We start from the raw sequence: 16,761 nt of genomic DNA, 5'->3' as shown, positions 1-16,761 counted from the left end.
CCCGATGGCCGGGGCCGGTCTGAGTCCCTGGACGGGTGGTCGCCAGCGCTCTACCCTCGCCAACCTGGGCCCTGCTGGGGTTGGGGGAACGGATGACTCGCTGGCCAACCACCAGGTCGGGTGATGCATGCACGGGTTGCTCCGGCGCGGCCCCCGTCGAGGACGTCCTCCGGCTGTTCGATGAGACCGGTGAGCCGGCCCTGCTCTTCACCGATGAGGCGGAGCGCGCTCTCGTCGATGCGTGGCATGTGGCGGGCGATGAGGCTGTATGCGACGAGGCCCTGGCCGTCATCGGGCGGACGCACTGGTGGCGAGCTGTGCACGGGAGCGGTGACCGGGCGCCGATGGACGCGCACTCAGCGACCGGGGCGCTGGTCCCGGCTTACGCCGCTGACCCCACCTCCGTGCCGGAACCCGTCGCCAGGTACCTGGAGCAGTCGGGGGCGCCGGACCCGGCCTTCGCCTTGAGCAACCAAGCGGTCAGACTCTTGCAAACGCTAGCCATCCAGCAGGACGAACTCTTGCTCGGAGTGGTCGTCGGCCTGCTGCGTCAGGCAGTAGCTCGCGCTCCGGGGGAGCACTCTCGCGCCGGGTTGCTGTCCAACCTGGGGGCTGGGCTGCAAGCGCGGTACGCCGTCCAGGGGGACGATGCGGACCTCGACCGGATGGTCGCCGTTGCCGACGAGGCCGCGGGCGCTACCGCGCCGGAGGACCCGGAGTGGCCGGGGAGGCACTCCAACCTGGCCATGGCGCTCCGTGCCCGTTTCAACCGCCGTGGAGACGCCGAGGACCTCGGCCGACTCGTCCAGGTGGCCGATGAGGTGGTGCAGGCGACCTCCCCGGACGACCCCGAGCTCCCCGGCTACCTCACGAATTTAGGGCTCGCACTACTGGATCGCCACGAGCACGACGGCGGGCTCGCCGACCTCGAACGTGCCGTCGACGTGCTGGACCAGGCGGTGGCGCAGGCACCAGCCACCCACCCCGAGCGTCCCATGTACCTGTCCAATCTCGGTCTCACGTTGCGCCGCCGGTTCGAGGTCTCCGGCCGGTCCGCCGACATCGACCGCTCCGTCGACGTGCTGGACCAGTCGACGAGGATGACCGCCCTCCACGACCCCTACCGGCCGGGCCGCTACAGCAACCTGGGGGCCGCCCTGCGGGGGCGGTACGAACATGCCGGGAGCCGGACCGACATCGATGATGCAGTGGCTGCCTCTCGCACTGCGGTCGGGCTGGTGGAACCCGGTCATCCCGAGTCGGCCATGTACCAATCCAACCTCGGCCTCGCGTTGTTGCGGCGGGCAGAGGTGTCAGACCTCCTTGCCGATCTCGACCAGGCGGTCGACATGTGCCAGCGGGCGGTCGACGGAACCCCGGCCGACGACCCGAGACGGCGCGGCCGGTGGAACAACCTGTGCCTGGCTGCAGGTGTGCGGGCGCGACGAACCGGAGACGCCTCGGATGCCGAACGGATGATCGGCGCCGCGCGACAAGCGGCTGCGACGGCACCGGACGGGGATCTCCCGACCGGCACCTACCTCGACACTCTCGGTGGTGCGCTGCGTACCCGCTATGACCTCTTTGGCGCTCCGGAAGACCTCGACGAGTCGATCACGGTCCACCGGGATGCGGTCACCGTCACGCCGACCGACCACGCGCTGTTCACGACCTTCGTCGGCAACCTCGCGGCTGCTCTCTGGACCCGAGGAGCTGCCCGGAACGCTCAAGAAGATCTGGCCAAGGCGACGGACCTGTTCCAGTCCGCAGCCCAGGTCCACAGCGCGCCTCCGCACCTCAGGCTGGAAGTGGCGCGGCGCTGGGCCTCGGCGGCGGAGGACGAAGAGGACTGGGGACGAGCAGCGCACGCTTGGCGGACCGCCGTCGACCTGCTGACGCTGGTGGTTCCGCGCAGCCTGGCCCGTGCCGACCAGGAGCGGCAGCTGCGGCAGTTCTCGGGGATCGCCACCAGCGCGGCAGCCGCCATGCTCCAGGCCGGGCAGCCGGAAGCCGCGCTCGCCTCGTGGGAGCAGGCCCGTGGGGTGCTCCTTGGGCAGGTCCTCGACACGCGAAACGACCTGGGTGCCCTACAGGAAACCCACCCGGTGCTCGCGGAGAGATTCGAGTCGGCCCGCGACGCACTGGATGCCCCCCGTGCTTCGGCCGCGGAGGATGGCGGTCGGGCACCCGGGTTGCGGGCGGTGGACACCACGCGACGACGCGAGTTGGCGCGCACGTTCGACGCGGTGGTGTCCGAGATCCGCCGCGAGGGTGGCTTCGAAGATTTCCTGCTGCCCCCCGGTGTCCACCGGCTCGCGGCGGTCGCCGCCGAGGGCCCAGTTGTGTGTCTCAATGCCGGCCGCCAGCGCTCCGACGCCATGATTCTCACCCGGGACGGCGTCGCGGTCGTCCCCCTTCCCGACCTCACGCCCACCGCGATCGAAAAGCACGTCAGCCAGCACCTGTGGTCGCTGGATGCGCTCCGCGAGCCAAGCGCCCGCCCTGCGGCCGAGAAACGGCTGACGGTGACGTTGGCATGGGTGTGGGAGGCGATCGCCCGGCCGGTTCTCGAGTCCCCGGCGATGGCCGGCCACCTCGAGTCCTCGGCCGGGCGTCCGCGGGTGTGGTGGTGCCCGTCGGGCGCGTTGACGTTCTTCCCCCTGCACGCGGCGGGGGCTGCGCCCGTCGCTGGGGAGCGATCCGGAGAGTCCGTTCTCGATCGCGTGGTGTCCTCGTACGCGCCCACCGTGCGCACCCTCGTCCACGGCCGAGACCAGTACGGCCGAGCTGCCTGGTCCGGAAACGATCGGAACCGGTCCGCATTGCTGGTCGCGATGGAGGAAACACCAGGGGCCAGCCGACTACCCGGGGTCTCCGCGGAAGTGGAGGCGGTCGCGGGCATCCTCGGCCCCGACGTGCGCACCCTCCGCGGCCGCGAGGCCACGAGGCGGGCGGTCATCGATGCCATGCGGCAGTGCACGGTCGTCCATCTCGCCTGCCACGCGGTGAGCAACCCGGCCAGCCCGTCGGGCAGCCGACTGCTCCTGACGGACCATCTCCAGAACCCGCTCACCGTCCTGGATGTGGTGCGGACGCGCGTGCCCGTGGGCGGCTTCGCCTACCTGTCGGCGTGTTCCACTGCGGCGCCCACCGACCTGCCGGACGAAGTCATCCATCTCGTCTCGGCGTTCCACGTAGCCGGCTATCGAGACGTCGTTGGCACGCTGTGGCCCGTCGATGACGAGATGGCAGCAGGTGTGGCCGAGGGCGTCTATCGCCGGCTGGCTGAACCGGCCAGGTCCGACGGCGTCGCCGGCGCGCTGCACGAGACGCAGCTGGAGCTGCGCGACAGCCATCCGCAGACGCCGTCGGCGTGGGCGTCGCACATCCACGTCGGGGTCTGACGTGACCAGGCGACGGCTGTCGGGAACCTGGTCGTGAAGCGGGCCGCCGTGCTCATCGGCGTGCGGCAGGCCGGGAGGCTGCCGCGGCTGCAGGCCGTCGGCGCTGCCCTGGAGCTGATGGCCGTCTGGGCGCGCTCGCAGGGGATGGACCCTGTTACGACGTTGTCTGACGAAAAGGGCCACCCGGTCGACACCCGATCGGTCTATGCGGCGATTGACGCGGTGGTGTCCCGGGAGACGGTCGACCAGCTCGTCGTGTACTTCGCCGGCCACGGGATCAACAACGGGCACAGCGAGTACTGGCTGCTCTCGGAGTCCCCGGAGAACCCGAACGAGGCGGTCAACGTAGCTGGCAGCGCGGTGCTGGCCGAACGCTGCGGTGTGCCGCACGTCGTCCTCGTCTCCGACGCCTGCCGGACGGCGCCCGACAGCATCCACGCGCTCGCGGTGACCGGGGGGCAGGTATTCCGCAACCGGATGCCTTCCAGCGACGGGGGCGGTTGCGTCGACCAGTTCTACGCGTGCCGCCTCGGTGACCCGGCATTCGAGTTCCGGGACCCGGAAGCCGCGTCCCGAACGTACCGGTCGTTGTACACCGAGGTGCTGGCTGAGGCACTCACCGGCCGCCACCCCGGGTTGGTGGCCGCAGATCCAGGCGGCGACGGTACCGGAATTGTCCGTCCCTGGCAGCTCAAGCGCGGACTAGGGCCTCTGGTCACGGACCGGCTCACCAGCCACGGCCTGGGGCTCATGTTGAGCCAGAGCCCCGACGCTCGGCTGACGTCGGACCCCGAGACTGCGTGGCTCTCCCGCGTCAAGCTCCAACGGAAGCTCGGGCCACCGTCGCTCCGGGATCCCGGAGACGTAGCGCCGGACCGTCCGGTCGAGAAGGCGGGAGTCGATGACCTCGCCGTTGCAGCCAGCCGCCTCATCGGCCGCCTGACCGTCGGTGAGCTCATCCTGACGGAGGTGACCGATCAGCTTCTGGCCACGGGCGCTCCAGGCGCCGATGTTCTCCGGCACGCCGCACTCGGGCTTGCCCACGATCCTGGTCCCCGGCGCCTGGCGGCGCCAGCAGCCCTGGCGGTGCGCGGCTCGGCGGTCGTAGAAGCGATGAGCCCCCACGGGGCGACCGAGATTCTGGGCGGCGCATTCGTGCGCGTCTTTCCCGCCTCGGAGAGCGTTGCCGCCGTCGAGGTGGCGGTCCAACTGGCCGACGGCAGCTGCACCCTGGTCCCCGCATTCCGGGACCGGATCGGCACCCTCCAGATGCGTGACGGGCAGCTCGCCGACGTGGCCTACGAACCGATGGAGGGCAGCCCAGCACAGCTCGACGCCGGTCAGCGCTCGCGGCTGCGCGCTGTCCGAGCCGTAGTGGCCGCGGCGAGTCGATTCGGGGTCCTGGACCTCGCGGGACCTGAAGGTCCGTTGCTGGCGGAGGTCGTGGCCGAGACCGCAGACGTCTCCCTGGCCGTGTACGTCGCCTACGGCCTGCAGGATGCCGGGCGGGGGCAGCTGGTCGACCGGGTGCGCACTGTCGTCGCCCAGCGCACCGGGACCTCCGTCTTCGATCTGGAGCTGCTGGCGCAGCGTCCACCGCGCGCCACGACCCCGGGCCTGCCCCTTCTATCGCGGGGCTGGCCCCTGAACGTCACGCATTCCCCGGATCCGGTCTTCCAGAAGTACGAGGCGATGAACCGGGTGCCATCGTTGTGGACCCTGTTCGCCCGCGGCGAGTGGGACCGGCTCCGGCGAACGCTCGCCGAGGGAGGGAGCGCGTGACGCGAACACTGGTGCTCGTCCACGGGCGGGCGCAGGAGGGCAAGGACCCGGACCGGCTCAAGCACGAGTGGCTTCAAGCCCTTCGCGGGGGGCTGGCCACCCAGGGGCTGGAGCTGCCCCTCTCCGACGGCGACATCCGCTTCCCCTACTACGGCCAGACCCTCGCCAGCCTTGTCGCCGATCCGCACGCACCGGCTCCGGGCGTCGTCGTGAAGGGACGTGCCGGGGACCGTCAGGAGGAGGAGTTCGTCGGCGATGCGTTGCGGGAGGTCGCCCGCACCGCGGGTGTGACGGAGGAGCAGATCCTCGACTGCGCCGATGACGTGGCCTTGGAGAGAGGCGCGACCGATGCGGCGTGGGTCCAGGCCGTGCTGCGTGCGCTCGACTTGCACGTTCCCGGGGTCAGCGCCGGGAGCATTGCCACGGTGACCCGGGATGTGTATCGCTACCTGCGCCACCCCGGGGTGAGAGATGCGATCGAGGAGGGGGTCCGCCGCGCTCTGGCACCGGATAGGCCCGCGGTGGTCGTCGGTCACTCCTTGGGCTCGGTGGTCGCCTACAACCTCCTGCGCCGGGAGGGCACTTCCCGTGGATGGCAGGTCCCGTTGCTGGTCACCGTCGGATCTCCTCTGGCGGTCAGTGCCGTCAGAAGTTCGTTGGCGCCGCTGCGATACCCGGAGGTGGTCTCCGCATGGTTCAACGCTCGGGATCCCCGTGACCTCGTCGCGTTGCACCCCCTGGACGCCGCTCGTTTCCCCCTGGACCCAGCGGTCGAGGGGTTCGACGGCGTCGTGAACACCACCGCCAACAGGCACGGCATCACCGGGTACCTGAGCGACCCCGTCGTCGCCGTTCGGATCCGCGCTGCGCTGCTCGAGTGACCCTCGGGCCGACGTTCCCTGAATGGGACGCCGAAGCGGGTCGAGCGGACATCGGCGCGCTAGCTTTCGCGACAGCCAGGGGCTGGATGGGGAAGCTCAGGGACTGCCCGGTCTGTCCAGCTCGCCGGTTCGGTGGCCGTGACGTGCGCGCGGGGCCGTGCGACCGGCGCGGCACGTCAGCGCAGCCGAGGGTCGGGACGGCGGGTGCCTGTGGACCCGGTAACGCACATCGAGCCGGTGCCCGCCACCAACGGCTGGCCGACTTCCGGGGCAGTCGGGTGTCCTTGCCATCGTGCCGCCCGGCAGTCATGGGTGCGCAGGCTCGGGCACCGGGGGTCGGCTGACGGCGGCACGTCCCGGAGGGTGTGCCGCCGTCGGTGCGTCCGGCGCCCGGACCCGAGGGTCCCGGCGATCGGTCAGTGGTGCGCGGAACCGTTCTTGGCGCGCTCGATCGAGGCGTTGATCTCGGCCTCGGCGGCCTCGCGGCCCACCCACTCGGCGCCCTCGACCGACTTGCCCGGCTCGAGGTCCTTGTAGGTCTCGAAGAAGTGCTGGATCTCGAGGCGGTCGAACTCCGACACGTCCTCGATCTCCTTGAGGTGCGCCACCCGCGGGTCCGTCGCCGGCACACAGAGGACCTTGTCGTCCCCTCCGGCCTCGTCGGTCATGCGGAACATGCCGATGGCCCGGCACGTGACCAGGCACCCGGGGAACGTGGGCTCCTCGAGGATCACCAGGGCGTCCAGCGGGTCGCCGTCCTGCCCCAGGGTGTTCTCGATGTAGCCGTAGTCCGCCGGGTAGCGGGTGGAGGTGAACAGCATCCGGTCCAAGCGGATGCGTCCGGTCTCATGGTCCAGCTCGTACTTGTTCCGCTGGCCCTTCGGGATTTCTACCGTCACGTCGAACTGCACGGACGTAGTGTGGCCCACGGGGGCCGATCCGGTCGGCGCAGGCCCCCCTGTGGGGGGTGGGCACCATCTCGTCGAGCGGCTCGACGATCGTCACGGCCAACTACGGCCGCTTCCGCCGGCGCATGACCATCGGCATCGTCGTGCTCGTGCTGCTGCTCGTCGGAGGCGGTGTCGGGCTCGGTGTCGTCCTGGGCACCGACGCCGGTACGGGGGATGTCGCCGTCGCCGTCCCCGACGCCGTGCTACCCGACCTCGGCGAGGCCGATCCGGTGCTGGCCGCGCTCTCCGCCGACGCGCCCGTGCCCGACCCCGCCGTCCTCGAGGCCGCGCTCACCCCGCTGGTCACCGGCCCGCCGCTGGGGCCCGGGACGACGGCCCAGGTCGTCGACGTCGCCACCGGTGCGGTCCTCTACGACCGCGACGCCGGGGCCCCGCTGACGCCGGCCTCCACCGCCAAGCTGCTCACCGCCACCGCCGCGCTCACCACCCTCGACCCGGCCGAGACGTTCGAGACCCGCGTGGTGGCCGGCTCGGTGCCCGGTGAGGTGGTGCTCGTGGGCGGTGGGGACCCGACGCTGTCGCGCACCGAGCCCTCGCTGACCTACCCCGGCGCCCCGACGATGGCCGACCTCGCCACCCAGGTGGTCGCCGCGCTCCCCGCCGGCACCCCCGTCACCCGCATCGTGGTCGACAGCTCCCTGTTCAGCGGCCCGCTGACCGCCAGCGGCTGGGGCCCGGGGGACGCGCCCTCCAGCTACGCCGCACCGATCACCGCCACCGCCGTCGACGGGGCACGGGTCAGCCCCGGGGCGCTCGCGCGCAGCGGCCAGCCCGGCCTCGACGCGGGCGCCGCGCTGGCCGACGCCCTGGGTGCCCCCGGTGCCGCGGTGGTCCTCGGCCAGGCCCCCGCCGGCGCGCGGACCCTCGGCACCGTGGAGTCCGCGCCGGTCGCGCGGCTGGTCGAGCAGGCGCTGTCGCAGTCGGATAACGTGCTCGCCGAGGTGCTGGCGAGGCACGTGGCGCTGTCGCGGGGGAAGCCGGCCACGTTCGAGGGCGCGGCGCGGGCCGTCGTCGCCGCGCTGGACGAGGCCGGGCTCGACGTCACCGGCGTCACCCTGGCCGACGGCAGCGGCCTGTCCCGGGAGGACGTCGTGACGGCGGAGCTGCTCACCGCCCTGGTGTGCGGTGCGGCCGACGGCAGCCTCGGCGACGCCGCCGGGCTGCTGCCCGGCCTGCCGGTGGCCGGCTACGACGGCACGCTCGCCGACCGCGGCGACGACGACCCCGCGACCGCGCCGGGCACGGTGCGCGCGAAGACCGGCACGCTGCTGGGCGTCAACGCCCTCGCCGGCACGGTCGTGACCGCGGACGGGCGGCTGCTGGCCTTCGCCGTGGTGGCCGACGAGGCGACCGGCAGCGAGGTGGCCGCGGAGGCCGCCCTGGACCAGTTCGCCGCCACCCTCGCCGCCTGCGGCTGCTAGACGAACCCCCGCTCGCACGAGTACGGCACACGTGCGCGGTCCTGTGGGACATCACCACGGGAGTCGAGACTCTGACGCGCCGGCCCCTCACGGATCTCACCGGCCAGCGTGGGCGCTGACGCCCACTTCTGGCCCCACTCGGAACCGGACATCAGCGCACACGCTGGTCGGTGGTCGACCACCTCGTGCCGCACCGGTGCCCGCAGGCTGCGGTGAGCCTCTGGACGGGGCCGGACGGCAACCGGTCGCACGCTCGCGGCGGGCCCCTGCAGCAGGGCCTACGGTGAAGCGATGAGCAGCGCCTCCTCGATGGTCGACTGGGACCTGGCCGGACGCACGGCCCGCCGGCTGGTCAGCGGCGGCCCGAGAACCACCCGGGAGGAGGCCGCCGCGGTCGTCGCCGAGCTGCACCGCGCCGCGGCCACCGCCGTCGCGCACGTCGAGGGGCTCACCGGACTGCGGCCGGTGCCCGGGGGTCCGGTCCCCGAGGTCGCCGTCGTCGACCGGCCGGGCTGGGCCGACGCCAACGCCCGCGGCATGGCCGCCCTGCTCGACCCGCTGGTCGAGAAGCTGGCCGAGCGCACGGGCAACCGCCCCGGCGCCCTCGCCACCGCGATCGGCTCGCGCGCCACCGGGTTCCAGGCGGGCGGGCTGCTGGCCTTCCTCTCGTCGCGGGTCCTGGGGCAGTACGAGATCTTCGGGACCGGCGGCCGGCTGCTGCTCGTGGCGCCGAACATCGTGGCGACCGAGCGGAAGCTGGGCGTCGACCCCTCGGACTTCAGGCTCTGGGTCTGCCTGCACGAGGTCACCCACCAGCTCCAGTTCACCGGGGTGCCGTGGCTGAGCGGCTACCTCGAGGCGCAGATCGCCGAGTTCGTCGCCGCCACCGACCTGGCACCGGACGTGCTGCGCGAGCGCCTGCACGACCTGCTGCGCAGCCTCGCCGACGCGGTCCGGGGTGGCGGGGACGGCGCCCCGGAGGGCCTGATGGCGCTCGTGCGCGACCCGCGGCAGCGGGCCGTGCTGGACCGGGTGACCGCGGTGATGAGCCTGGTCGAGGGGCACGCCGAGTACGTCATGGACGGCGTCGGCCCCGACGTCGTGCCGTCGGTGCGCACGCTGCGCAAGCGGTTCGCGCAGCGCCGCAAGGGCCGGGGGCCGCTGGACCGGGTGCTGCGCCGGCTGCTGGGCCTGGAGCAGAAGATGAAGCAGTACGCCGACGGCCGGCACTTCGTCGGCGGCGTGGTGGAGCTCGCCGGCATGGAGGGCTTCAACCGGGTCTGGGAGGGGCCGGCGAACCTGCCGCTCGTCGAGGAGCTCACCGCCCCGCACCTGTGGGTCGAGCGGGTGCTCGGGCGCCCCGCCCTGCCCGCCTGAGGCCGGTGGCCGGACCACCCCGCGCGGTCGCGGAGGTGCGGCGCGCGGTCCGCGACGGGCTGCGCGCCGACGACCGGCCGGTGCTCGCCGCCTGCAGCGGCGGAGCGGACTCGGTGGCCCTGGCCGCCGCGCTCGCCTTCGAGGCCCGCCACGCGGGGGCGCGGGTCGGCGGGGTGACCGTCGACCACGGGCTGCAGCCCGGATCGGCCGGGCGCGCGGAGGGCACGGCCGCGGTGCTGCGCCAGCTCGGCCTGGACCCGGTGCTCGTGCTGACCGCCCGGGTGGGGGACGACGGCGGCCCCGAGGGCGCGGCGCGCACCGCCCGCTACGCGGCGCTGGCGACCGCGGCGCGGGAGCACGGCGCCCGCGTCGCGCTCGGGCACACCCTCGACGACCAGGCCGAGACCGTCCTCCTCGGCCTGGGCCGCGGCTCCGGCCCGCGGTCGGTCGCCGGCATGGTGCCCGGGCGCGACGCCGACGGCGTCGGCTGGTGGCGCCCGTTCCTGGGCGTCCGCCGGGTGACCACCCGGCAGGCGTGCGCCGACCAGGGCCTGCCGGTCTGGGACGACCCGTGGAACGCCGACCCCGCCTACACCCGGGTCCGGCTGCGCACGGAGGCCCTGCCGCTGCTGGAGGAGGTGCTCGGCGGCGGGGTGGCCCCCGCGCTGGCCCGCACCGCGGAGCTGCTGCGGGAGGACCTCGACGCCCTCGACGCCCTGGCGGCCGCGGAGCTCGCGCGGCTGGCGGCCGGGTCCGGAGACGGCGGACTCCCGGCCCGGCCGCTCGGGGCGCTGCCGGCCGCGCTCCGCCGGCGGGTGCTGCGCGGCTGGCTGCGCGGCGCCGGCGTCCCCGACCTGCAGGCGGTGCACCTCCGCGCGGTCGAGACGCTGGTCACCCGCTGGCGGGGGCAGGGCGTGGTCGACCTACCCGGCGGCGCAGGTGTCGTCCGGGCGTCTGGCACCCTGGTGCTGCTGCCGCCGGAGCACCGGCGCGGCACCCCCGGACCCGCACCCCACGAGGAGCTCACTCCGTGACGGAGCCTGCCAGCACGCCCGGCGCACTCGGTCCCGACCACGGCTACGGCCCGGACATCGACCACGTCCTGCTCAGCGAGGAGCAGATCCGCGAGAAGATCGCCGAGCTCGCCGCGGCGGTCGCCGCCGACTACGCAGGCCGGGAGGTCCTCCTCGTCGGCGTGCTCAAGGGTGCGGTGCTCTTCATGAGCGACTTCGCCCGCGCGCTGCAGCTGCCCACCCAGATGGAGTTCATGGCGGTCTCGTCCTACGGGTCGTCCACCAGCTCCTCGGGGGTCGTGCGCATCCTCAAGGACCTCGACCGGGACATCACCGGCAAGCACGTGCTGGTGCTCGAGGACATCATCGACTCCGGGCTGACGCTCTCGTGGCTGCTGAAGAACCTGGGCGGCCGCGCACCGGCGTCGCTGGAGGTCTGCGCCCTGCTGCGCAAGCCCGACGCGGTCAAGGTCGAGGTGCCGGTCAGGTACATCGGCTTCGACATCCCGAACGAGTTCGTCGTCGGGTACGGCCTGGACTACGCCGAGCGCTACCGCGACCTGCCCTACATCGCCACCCTGAAGCCCGAGGTCTACGCCTGACATCTGTCCGCCTCCGGCGGACACCGCCACCAGGAGTCGTACCCCTCCTGCGCTGAGCGCGTCCGTCGCACCGGGTGAGGACCCTCCGGGCCCGTCGCCGGACGCGACCCTCGCGGGGCGGCTCGCCTCCGTGCCGCGGCCGCGCGCCGTCCCCGGCCTGGTCCCCGCGCGTCTGCCGCACCCGGCGAGGACCCTGCGGGCCCGTCACCGGGCACGGCGGGCATAGCTCGCCCGGGTGCGTTCCCAGGTCACGCGCAGGGGATTGCCAGGTGCACCGGTGTACCGTCGATCCCGACGACGCTGCACCCGAGCGCCGGGGTCCGTACCCGGGCCGTTCGAGGCGTCCCCGGGACGATCAGGAGGGTCGACGGGCGCCATCCGGCGCCCGGTATCGGTGTATGGAACGCAAGAAGATCTTCCGCTCCGTGTGGTTCTGGGTCGTCCTGGTCATCCTGCTGGCCCTGACCGTCTCCTCGCTGTTCAGCGGTGAGGGCAGCAGGCAGGAGATCACCACCTCGACGGCCCTCGAGCAGATCGAGAGCGGCAACGTCGAGTCCGCGACGCTGAACACCCGGGAGCAGACGCTCGAGCTGGAGCTGGCCGACGAGGTCGAGGGCAGCACCGAGGTCGTGACGTCCTACCCCGTGGCGGTCGAGGGCGACATCGTCGACCTCCTGCGCGCCCAGGACGACGAGGAGTTCGACACCAACGTCACCCAGGACAGCCTCCTGGTGAGCCTGCTGGTCAGCTTCCTGCCGTTCCTGATCCTGCTCCTGCTGCTCTTCTGGCTGTTCAACTCCATGCAGGGCGGCGGCCGCGGCGTCATGGCCTTCGGCAAGTCCAAGGCCAAGCAGATCACCAAGGACATGCCGAAGACGACGTTCGCCGACGTCGCCGGCGCGGACGAGGCGATCGAGGAACTGCACGAGATCAAGGAGTTCCTCGCCAACCCGGTGAAGTTCCAGGCCGTCGGCGCGAAGATCCCCAAGGGCGTGCTGCTGTTCGGCCCGCCCGGCACCGGCAAGACCCTGCTCGCCCGCGCCGTCGCCGGCGAGGCCGGCGTGCCGTTCTTCTCCATCTCCGGTTCGGACTTCGTCGAGATGTTCGTCGGCGTCGGCGCCAGCCGGGTGCGCGACCTGTTCACCCAGGCCAAGGAGAACTCCCCGGCGATCATCTTCGTCGACGAGATCGATGCCGTCGGTCGACAGCGCGGCGCCGGCATGGGCGGCGGCCACGATGAGCGCGAGCAGACGCTGAACCAGATGCTCGTCGAGATGGACGGGTTCGACGTCAAGGGCGGGGTCATCCTGATCGCCGCGACCAACCGGCCCGACGTCCTGGACCCGGCGCTCCTGCGCCCGGGCCGCTTCGACCGGCAGATCGCCGTCGACCGCCCCGACCTCGAGGGCCGCAAGAGGATCCTCGAGGTGCACGCCAAGGGCAAGCCGCTCGCGCCCGACGTCGACCTGGAGACCGTGGCCCGCCGGACGCCGGGCTTCACCGGCGCCGACCTGGCCAACGTGCTCAACGAGGGTGCGCTGCTCACCGCCCGCAACAACGGCTCGCTGATCACCGACGCCACCCTCGAGGAGGCGATCGACCGCGTCATCGCCGGCCCCGAGCGCAAGACGCGGGCGATGAGCGAGAAGGAGAAGAAGGTCACCGCCTACCACGAGGGCGGGCACGCCCTGGTGGCGCACGCACTGCCCAACCTGGACCCGGTGCACAAGGTGACGATCCTGCCGCGCGGCCGCTCGCTGGGGCACACGCTCGTGCTGCCGACCGAGGACAAGTACACCCAGACCCGGTCGGAGATGATCGACACCCTGGCCTACGCCCTCGGCGGGCGGGCGGCCGAGGAGCTGGTCTTCCACGAGCCGACCACCGGTGCCGGCAACGACATCGAGAAGGCCACCGGGATGGCCCGGGCGATGGTGACCCAGTACGGCATGAGCGCCAAGCTCGGCGCGGTGAAGTACGGCAGCAGCGAGGCCGAGCCGTTCCTCGGCCGGGACATGGGCTCCCGCCCCGACTACTCCGAGGCCGTCGCCGCCGACATCGACGCCGAGGTCCGCGCGCTGATCGAGGCCGCGCACGACGAGGCGTGGGAGATCCTGGTCGAGTACCGGCACGTCCTGGACGCCCTGGTGCTGGAGCTGATCGAGAAGGAGACGCTGTCCAAGGACGACATGGCCCGCATCTGCGCGCCGGTCGCCAAGCGCCCCGCCCTCGCGCCGTACAACGGCTTCGGCAAGCGCACCCCGTCGAGCCAGCCGCCGGTGCTCACGCCGGCGGAGCGCGCCGGCCAGAACGGGTCGGGCCACGACACCACCCCCGTCGGGGATGTCGGGGCCCCGGTCCAGCGGTGAACCGGGCCGACCGATGAGCGAGATCCCGGCCGAGCCGGAGGACCAGCTGCTGACCCCGGCCCCCGGGGTCGACCAGGAGCGGGCCGCGGTGGCGATCCGCGAACTGCTGCTCGCGGTCGGCGAGGACCCCGAGCGGCCGGGCCTGCAGGACACCCCGGCGCGCGTCGCCCGGGCCTACGCGGAGACCTTCGCCGGCCTCTGGCAGGACCCGTCCGACATCCTCGCGACGACGTTCGACGAGGACCACGACGAGCTGGTGCTGGTCAAGGACATCCCGATGTACTCGACCTGCGAGCACCACCTGGTGCCCTTCCACGGGGTCGCGCACGTCGCGTACATCCCCGGGGAGGACGGGCGGGTCACCGGGTTGTCCAAGCTCGCCCGGCTGGTCGAGGTCTACGCCCGGCGCCCCCAGGTGCAGGAGCGGATGACCCGGCAGATCGCCGACGCGCTCAACGACGCGCTGAAGCCGCGCGGCGTCCTGGTGGTCGTGCAGGCCGAGCACCTGTGCATGGCCATGCGCGGCATCCGCAAGCCCGGCTCCTCCACGGTCACCTCCGCGGTCCGCGGCATCTTCCGCGAGAACGCGGCGACCCGTAGCGAGGCGATGGGCCTCGTCCTCGGCCGGTGAGCAGGAGAGGGCGATGACCGCGGCGGAGCTGCCGCGGCCGGGCCGCTGCCTGGTGATGGGCGTCCTCAACGTCACGCCGGACTCCTTCTCCGACGGCGGCTGCTTCGCCGACGCGGGCAGCGCGATCGCACACGGCCTGGCGATGCACGCTGCGGGCGCGGACTACGTCGACGTCGGCGGTGAGTCGACCCGTCCCGGCGCCGACCGGGTCGACGCCGAGGAGGAGTCCCGCCGCGTCGTCCCCGTGATCCGGGAGCTCTCCGCGGCTGGCGTGCGCACCAGCGTCGACACCACCCGTGCCGAGGTGGCGGAGGCGGCGCTGCGCGCGGGCGCGGTGCTGGTCAACGACGTCAGCGGCGGGCTGGCGGACAAGAACATGGCCGACCTCGTCGCCGAGGCCGGCGTGCCGTGGGTGCTCATGCACTGGCGCGGGCACAGCCGGGAGATGTACGCGGCCGCGCAGTACGGTGACGTCGTCACGGAGGTCTGCGCCGAGCTGACCGCCCGGGTGGAGGACGTCGTCGCCGCCGGCGTGCGCCCCGGGCAGCTCGTGCTCGACCCGGGCCTGGGCTTCGCCAAGCGCGCCGAGCACAACTGGGCGCTGCTCGCCGGGCTGGACCGGCTGGTGGCCCTGGGGCTGCCCGTGCTGGTCGGCGCGTCCCGCAAGACGTTCCTGGGCCGGCTGCTGGCCGGGCCCGACGCCCAGCCCCGCCCGGCCGAGGAGCGCGACGCCGCGACCCTCGCCACCACGGTGCTCGCCGCGGAGGCCGGGGCGTGGGGCGTACGCGTCCACGACGCCGCTGCCTCGGTGGACGCCGTCCGAACCGTGGCCGCCGTGCGCGCGGCGAGAGGAGCCGGCCGTGGCCACCCCTGACCGCATCACCGTGCGCGGGGTCCGCGCCCACGCCCACCACGGCGTCTACGACTTCGAGCGCGAGCGCGGGCAGGTGTTCCGCGTCGACGCCGTCCTGGAGCTCGACACCTCGTCGGCCGCGGCCGACGACGACCTGTCGCGCACGGTCAACTACGCCGACCTCGCCCAGCGGCTGCACCACGTGCTGTCCGGCGAACCGGTCAACCTGCTGGAGACCCTCGCCCAGCGGCTGGCCGACGTCTGCCTCGCCGAGGAGCTGGTCGACGCCGTCGAGATCACCGTGCACAAGCCGGAGGCGGAGCTCGGGGTGCCCTTCGACGACGTCGCCGTCACCATCCGGCGCACCCGCGCATGAGCCGCGCCGTCCTCTCCCTGGGCGCCAACCTCGGCGACCGCGCGAACGCGTTGCGCACCGCGCTCACCGCGCTCAAGGACGACGGCGTGCTGGTCGCCCGCTCCACCCTCTACGAGACCCCGCCGTGGGGCCCGGTCGAGCAGCCGCCGTACCTGAACGCCATCGCCGTCGTCCGCGGCGACCGGGACGCCGGCGGCTGGCTGGCGCGGGCCCAGGAGCTGGAGGAGGCGGCCGGCCGCACCCGCGAGGTGCGCTGGGGCGCCCGCACCCTCGACGTCGACGTGGTCACCGTGACCCGGGACGACGGCGCACCGGTGATCTCCGACGACCCCGCGCTGACCCTGCCGCACCCGCGGGCGCACGAGCGGGCGTTCGTGCTGGTGCCCTGGGCGACCCTCGACCCGACCGCCGTGCTCCCCGGCCGCGGCCGGGTTCCCGACCTGGTGGCCGCGCTCGACCCCGCCGACGTGGCGGCGGTCGTGCGCTGGGACCACCTCCACTAGGCCGGCCGTGACCCCCGTCCGCCGCCGCGACCTCGTCGTCCTCGCGCTCGGGCTCACGCTCGCCGCGTGGCTGCTGGTGCGCGCCTGGTACGGGGACCTGCCGCCGCTGCGCTGGTGGCTGCCGGCGCCGGTGGCCGTCCTGGCGCTCGCCGAGGCGCTGGGGGCGCGGGTGATCCGCACCCGGCTGCAGGCGCTGCGCGAGGCGCGGGCGGGCCGGGGCCCCACCGGGCGCGACGCCGCGGGCGTCCGCCCGGTGGAGCCGATGCTGGTCGCGCGGCTGGCGGTGCTGGCCCAGGCCAGCGCCTACGTGGGTGCGGTCTTCACCGGCATCTGGCTCGGGGTGCTCGCCTACGCCGGCCCCGCGGTCGGCCGGCTGCAGGCGGCCGGGAGCGACACGGTAACCGCGTCGCTGGGCCTGCTGGCCTCCCTCGCCCTGGTCGCCGCGGCGCTGCGGCTGGAAACGGCCTGCCGGGTCCCGCCCGGCTCGACCGACGACGAGCCGTCCCCCGGGGTGGCCGCCTAGCCGGATCGGGTGCCGCGCAAGAACGGTCAAGCGCCGGCGCCGGTCGAGCCAGCAC

Annotated in this window: 14 protein-coding genes; 13 read left to right on the top strand and 1 reads right to left on the bottom strand. The window is 73.3% G+C overall.

Annotated features, from left to right (window positions below):
• Positions 1-92: 92 nt before the first annotated feature.
• The 3 genes from QOZ88_RS15500 to QOZ88_RS15490 are packed head-to-tail and all read left to right on the top strand — an operon-like array spanning position 93 to position 6,067.
• Positions 93-3,404: a CHAT domain-containing protein gene (locus QOZ88_RS15500; protein WP_306000637.1), complete on the top strand. Its 3,312-nt coding sequence runs from the start codon at positions 93-95 to the stop codon at positions 3,402-3,404.
• A gap of 33 nt (positions 3,405-3,437) precedes the next feature.
• On the top strand, positions 3,438-5,186 hold the full coding sequence (locus QOZ88_RS15495) for a caspase family protein (RefSeq protein ID WP_306000636.1): 1,749 nt from the start codon (positions 3,438-3,440) through the stop codon (positions 5,184-5,186).
• Positions 5,183-6,067, top strand: a complete 885-nt coding sequence (locus QOZ88_RS15490; RefSeq protein WP_306000635.1) for a hypothetical protein — start codon at positions 5,183-5,185, stop codon at positions 6,065-6,067. Before QOZ88_RS15495 ends, QOZ88_RS15490 begins: the two co-directional genes overlap by 4 nt.
• 416 nt (positions 6,068-6,483) lie before the next feature.
• Here QOZ88_RS15490 and QOZ88_RS15485 read toward each other — a convergent pair whose 3' ends face one another.
• Positions 6,484-6,978, bottom strand: a complete 495-nt coding sequence (locus QOZ88_RS15485) for an inorganic diphosphatase (RefSeq protein ID WP_091929329.1) — start codon at positions 6,976-6,978, stop codon at positions 6,484-6,486.
• A gap of 56 nt (positions 6,979-7,034) precedes the next feature.
• On the opposite strand from QOZ88_RS15485, the gene dacB reads away from it, so the two are divergent.
• The 10 genes from dacB to QOZ88_RS15435 all read left to right on the top strand — a co-directional run bounded on the left by dacB (position 7,035) and on the right by QOZ88_RS15435 (position 16,706).
• A complete protein-coding gene (gene dacB, locus QOZ88_RS15480; RefSeq protein ID WP_306000634.1) occupies positions 7,035-8,459 on the top strand; it encodes a D-alanyl-D-alanine carboxypeptidase/D-alanyl-D-alanine endopeptidase in 1,425 nt (474 codons plus the stop codon).
• A 291-nt stretch (positions 8,460-8,750) separates the two neighbouring features.
• On the top strand, positions 8,751-9,836 hold the full coding sequence (locus QOZ88_RS15475; RefSeq protein WP_306000633.1) for a zinc-dependent metalloprotease: 1,086 nt from the start codon (positions 8,751-8,753) through the stop codon (positions 9,834-9,836).
• 5 nt (positions 9,837-9,841) lie between these two features.
• Positions 9,842-10,870 (top strand): tRNA lysidine(34) synthetase TilS, encoded by a 1,029-nt coding sequence (tilS, locus tag QOZ88_RS15470; RefSeq protein ID WP_306000632.1) that lies wholly within the window; start codon positions 9,842-9,844, stop codon positions 10,868-10,870.
• Positions 10,867-11,451, top strand: coding sequence for a hypoxanthine phosphoribosyltransferase (gene hpt / locus QOZ88_RS15465; protein WP_319946895.1), 585 nt, complete (start codon positions 10,867-10,869; stop codon positions 11,449-11,451). The genes tilS and hpt overlap by 4 nt, the downstream gene beginning before the upstream one ends.
• A 398-nt stretch (positions 11,452-11,849) precedes the next feature.
• Positions 11,850-13,820 (top strand): ATP-dependent zinc metalloprotease FtsH, encoded by a 1,971-nt coding sequence (ftsH, locus tag QOZ88_RS15460; protein ID WP_306000631.1) that lies wholly within the window; start codon positions 11,850-11,852, stop codon positions 13,818-13,820.
• A gap of 13 nt (positions 13,821-13,833) precedes the next feature.
• Positions 13,834-14,451 (top strand): GTP cyclohydrolase I FolE, encoded by a 618-nt coding sequence (gene folE, locus QOZ88_RS15455; protein ID WP_306000630.1) that lies wholly within the window; start codon positions 13,834-13,836, stop codon positions 14,449-14,451.
• A 13-nt stretch (positions 14,452-14,464) separates the two neighbouring features.
• A complete protein-coding gene (folP, locus tag QOZ88_RS15450) occupies positions 14,465-15,325 on the top strand; it encodes a dihydropteroate synthase (RefSeq protein ID WP_306000629.1) in 861 nt (286 codons plus the stop codon).
• Positions 15,312-15,680 carry a dihydroneopterin aldolase gene (gene folB / locus QOZ88_RS15445; RefSeq protein ID WP_306000628.1) on the top strand — a complete coding sequence of 123 codons (369 nt, stop codon included), beginning with the start codon at positions 15,312-15,314 and terminating at the stop codon, positions 15,678-15,680. Before folP ends, folB begins: the two co-directional genes overlap by 14 nt.
• Positions 15,677-16,183, top strand: coding sequence for a 2-amino-4-hydroxy-6-hydroxymethyldihydropteridine diphosphokinase (gene folK, locus QOZ88_RS15440; RefSeq protein ID WP_306000627.1), 507 nt, complete (start codon positions 15,677-15,679; stop codon positions 16,181-16,183). Before folB ends, folK begins: the two co-directional genes overlap by 4 nt.
• A gap of 7 nt (positions 16,184-16,190) precedes the next feature.
• A complete protein-coding gene (locus QOZ88_RS15435; RefSeq protein ID WP_306000626.1) occupies positions 16,191-16,706 on the top strand; it encodes a DUF3180 domain-containing protein in 516 nt (171 codons plus the stop codon).
• Positions 16,707-16,761 lie beyond the last annotated feature (55 nt).

Source organism: Blastococcus carthaginiensis (assembly GCF_030731085.1).
Lineage (GTDB): Bacteria > Actinomycetota > Actinomycetes > Mycobacteriales > Geodermatophilaceae > Blastococcus > Blastococcus carthaginiensis.
The sequence above is the reverse complement of the archived record's forward strand: the minus strand, read 5'-3'. Positions and strand labels throughout refer to the sequence as shown.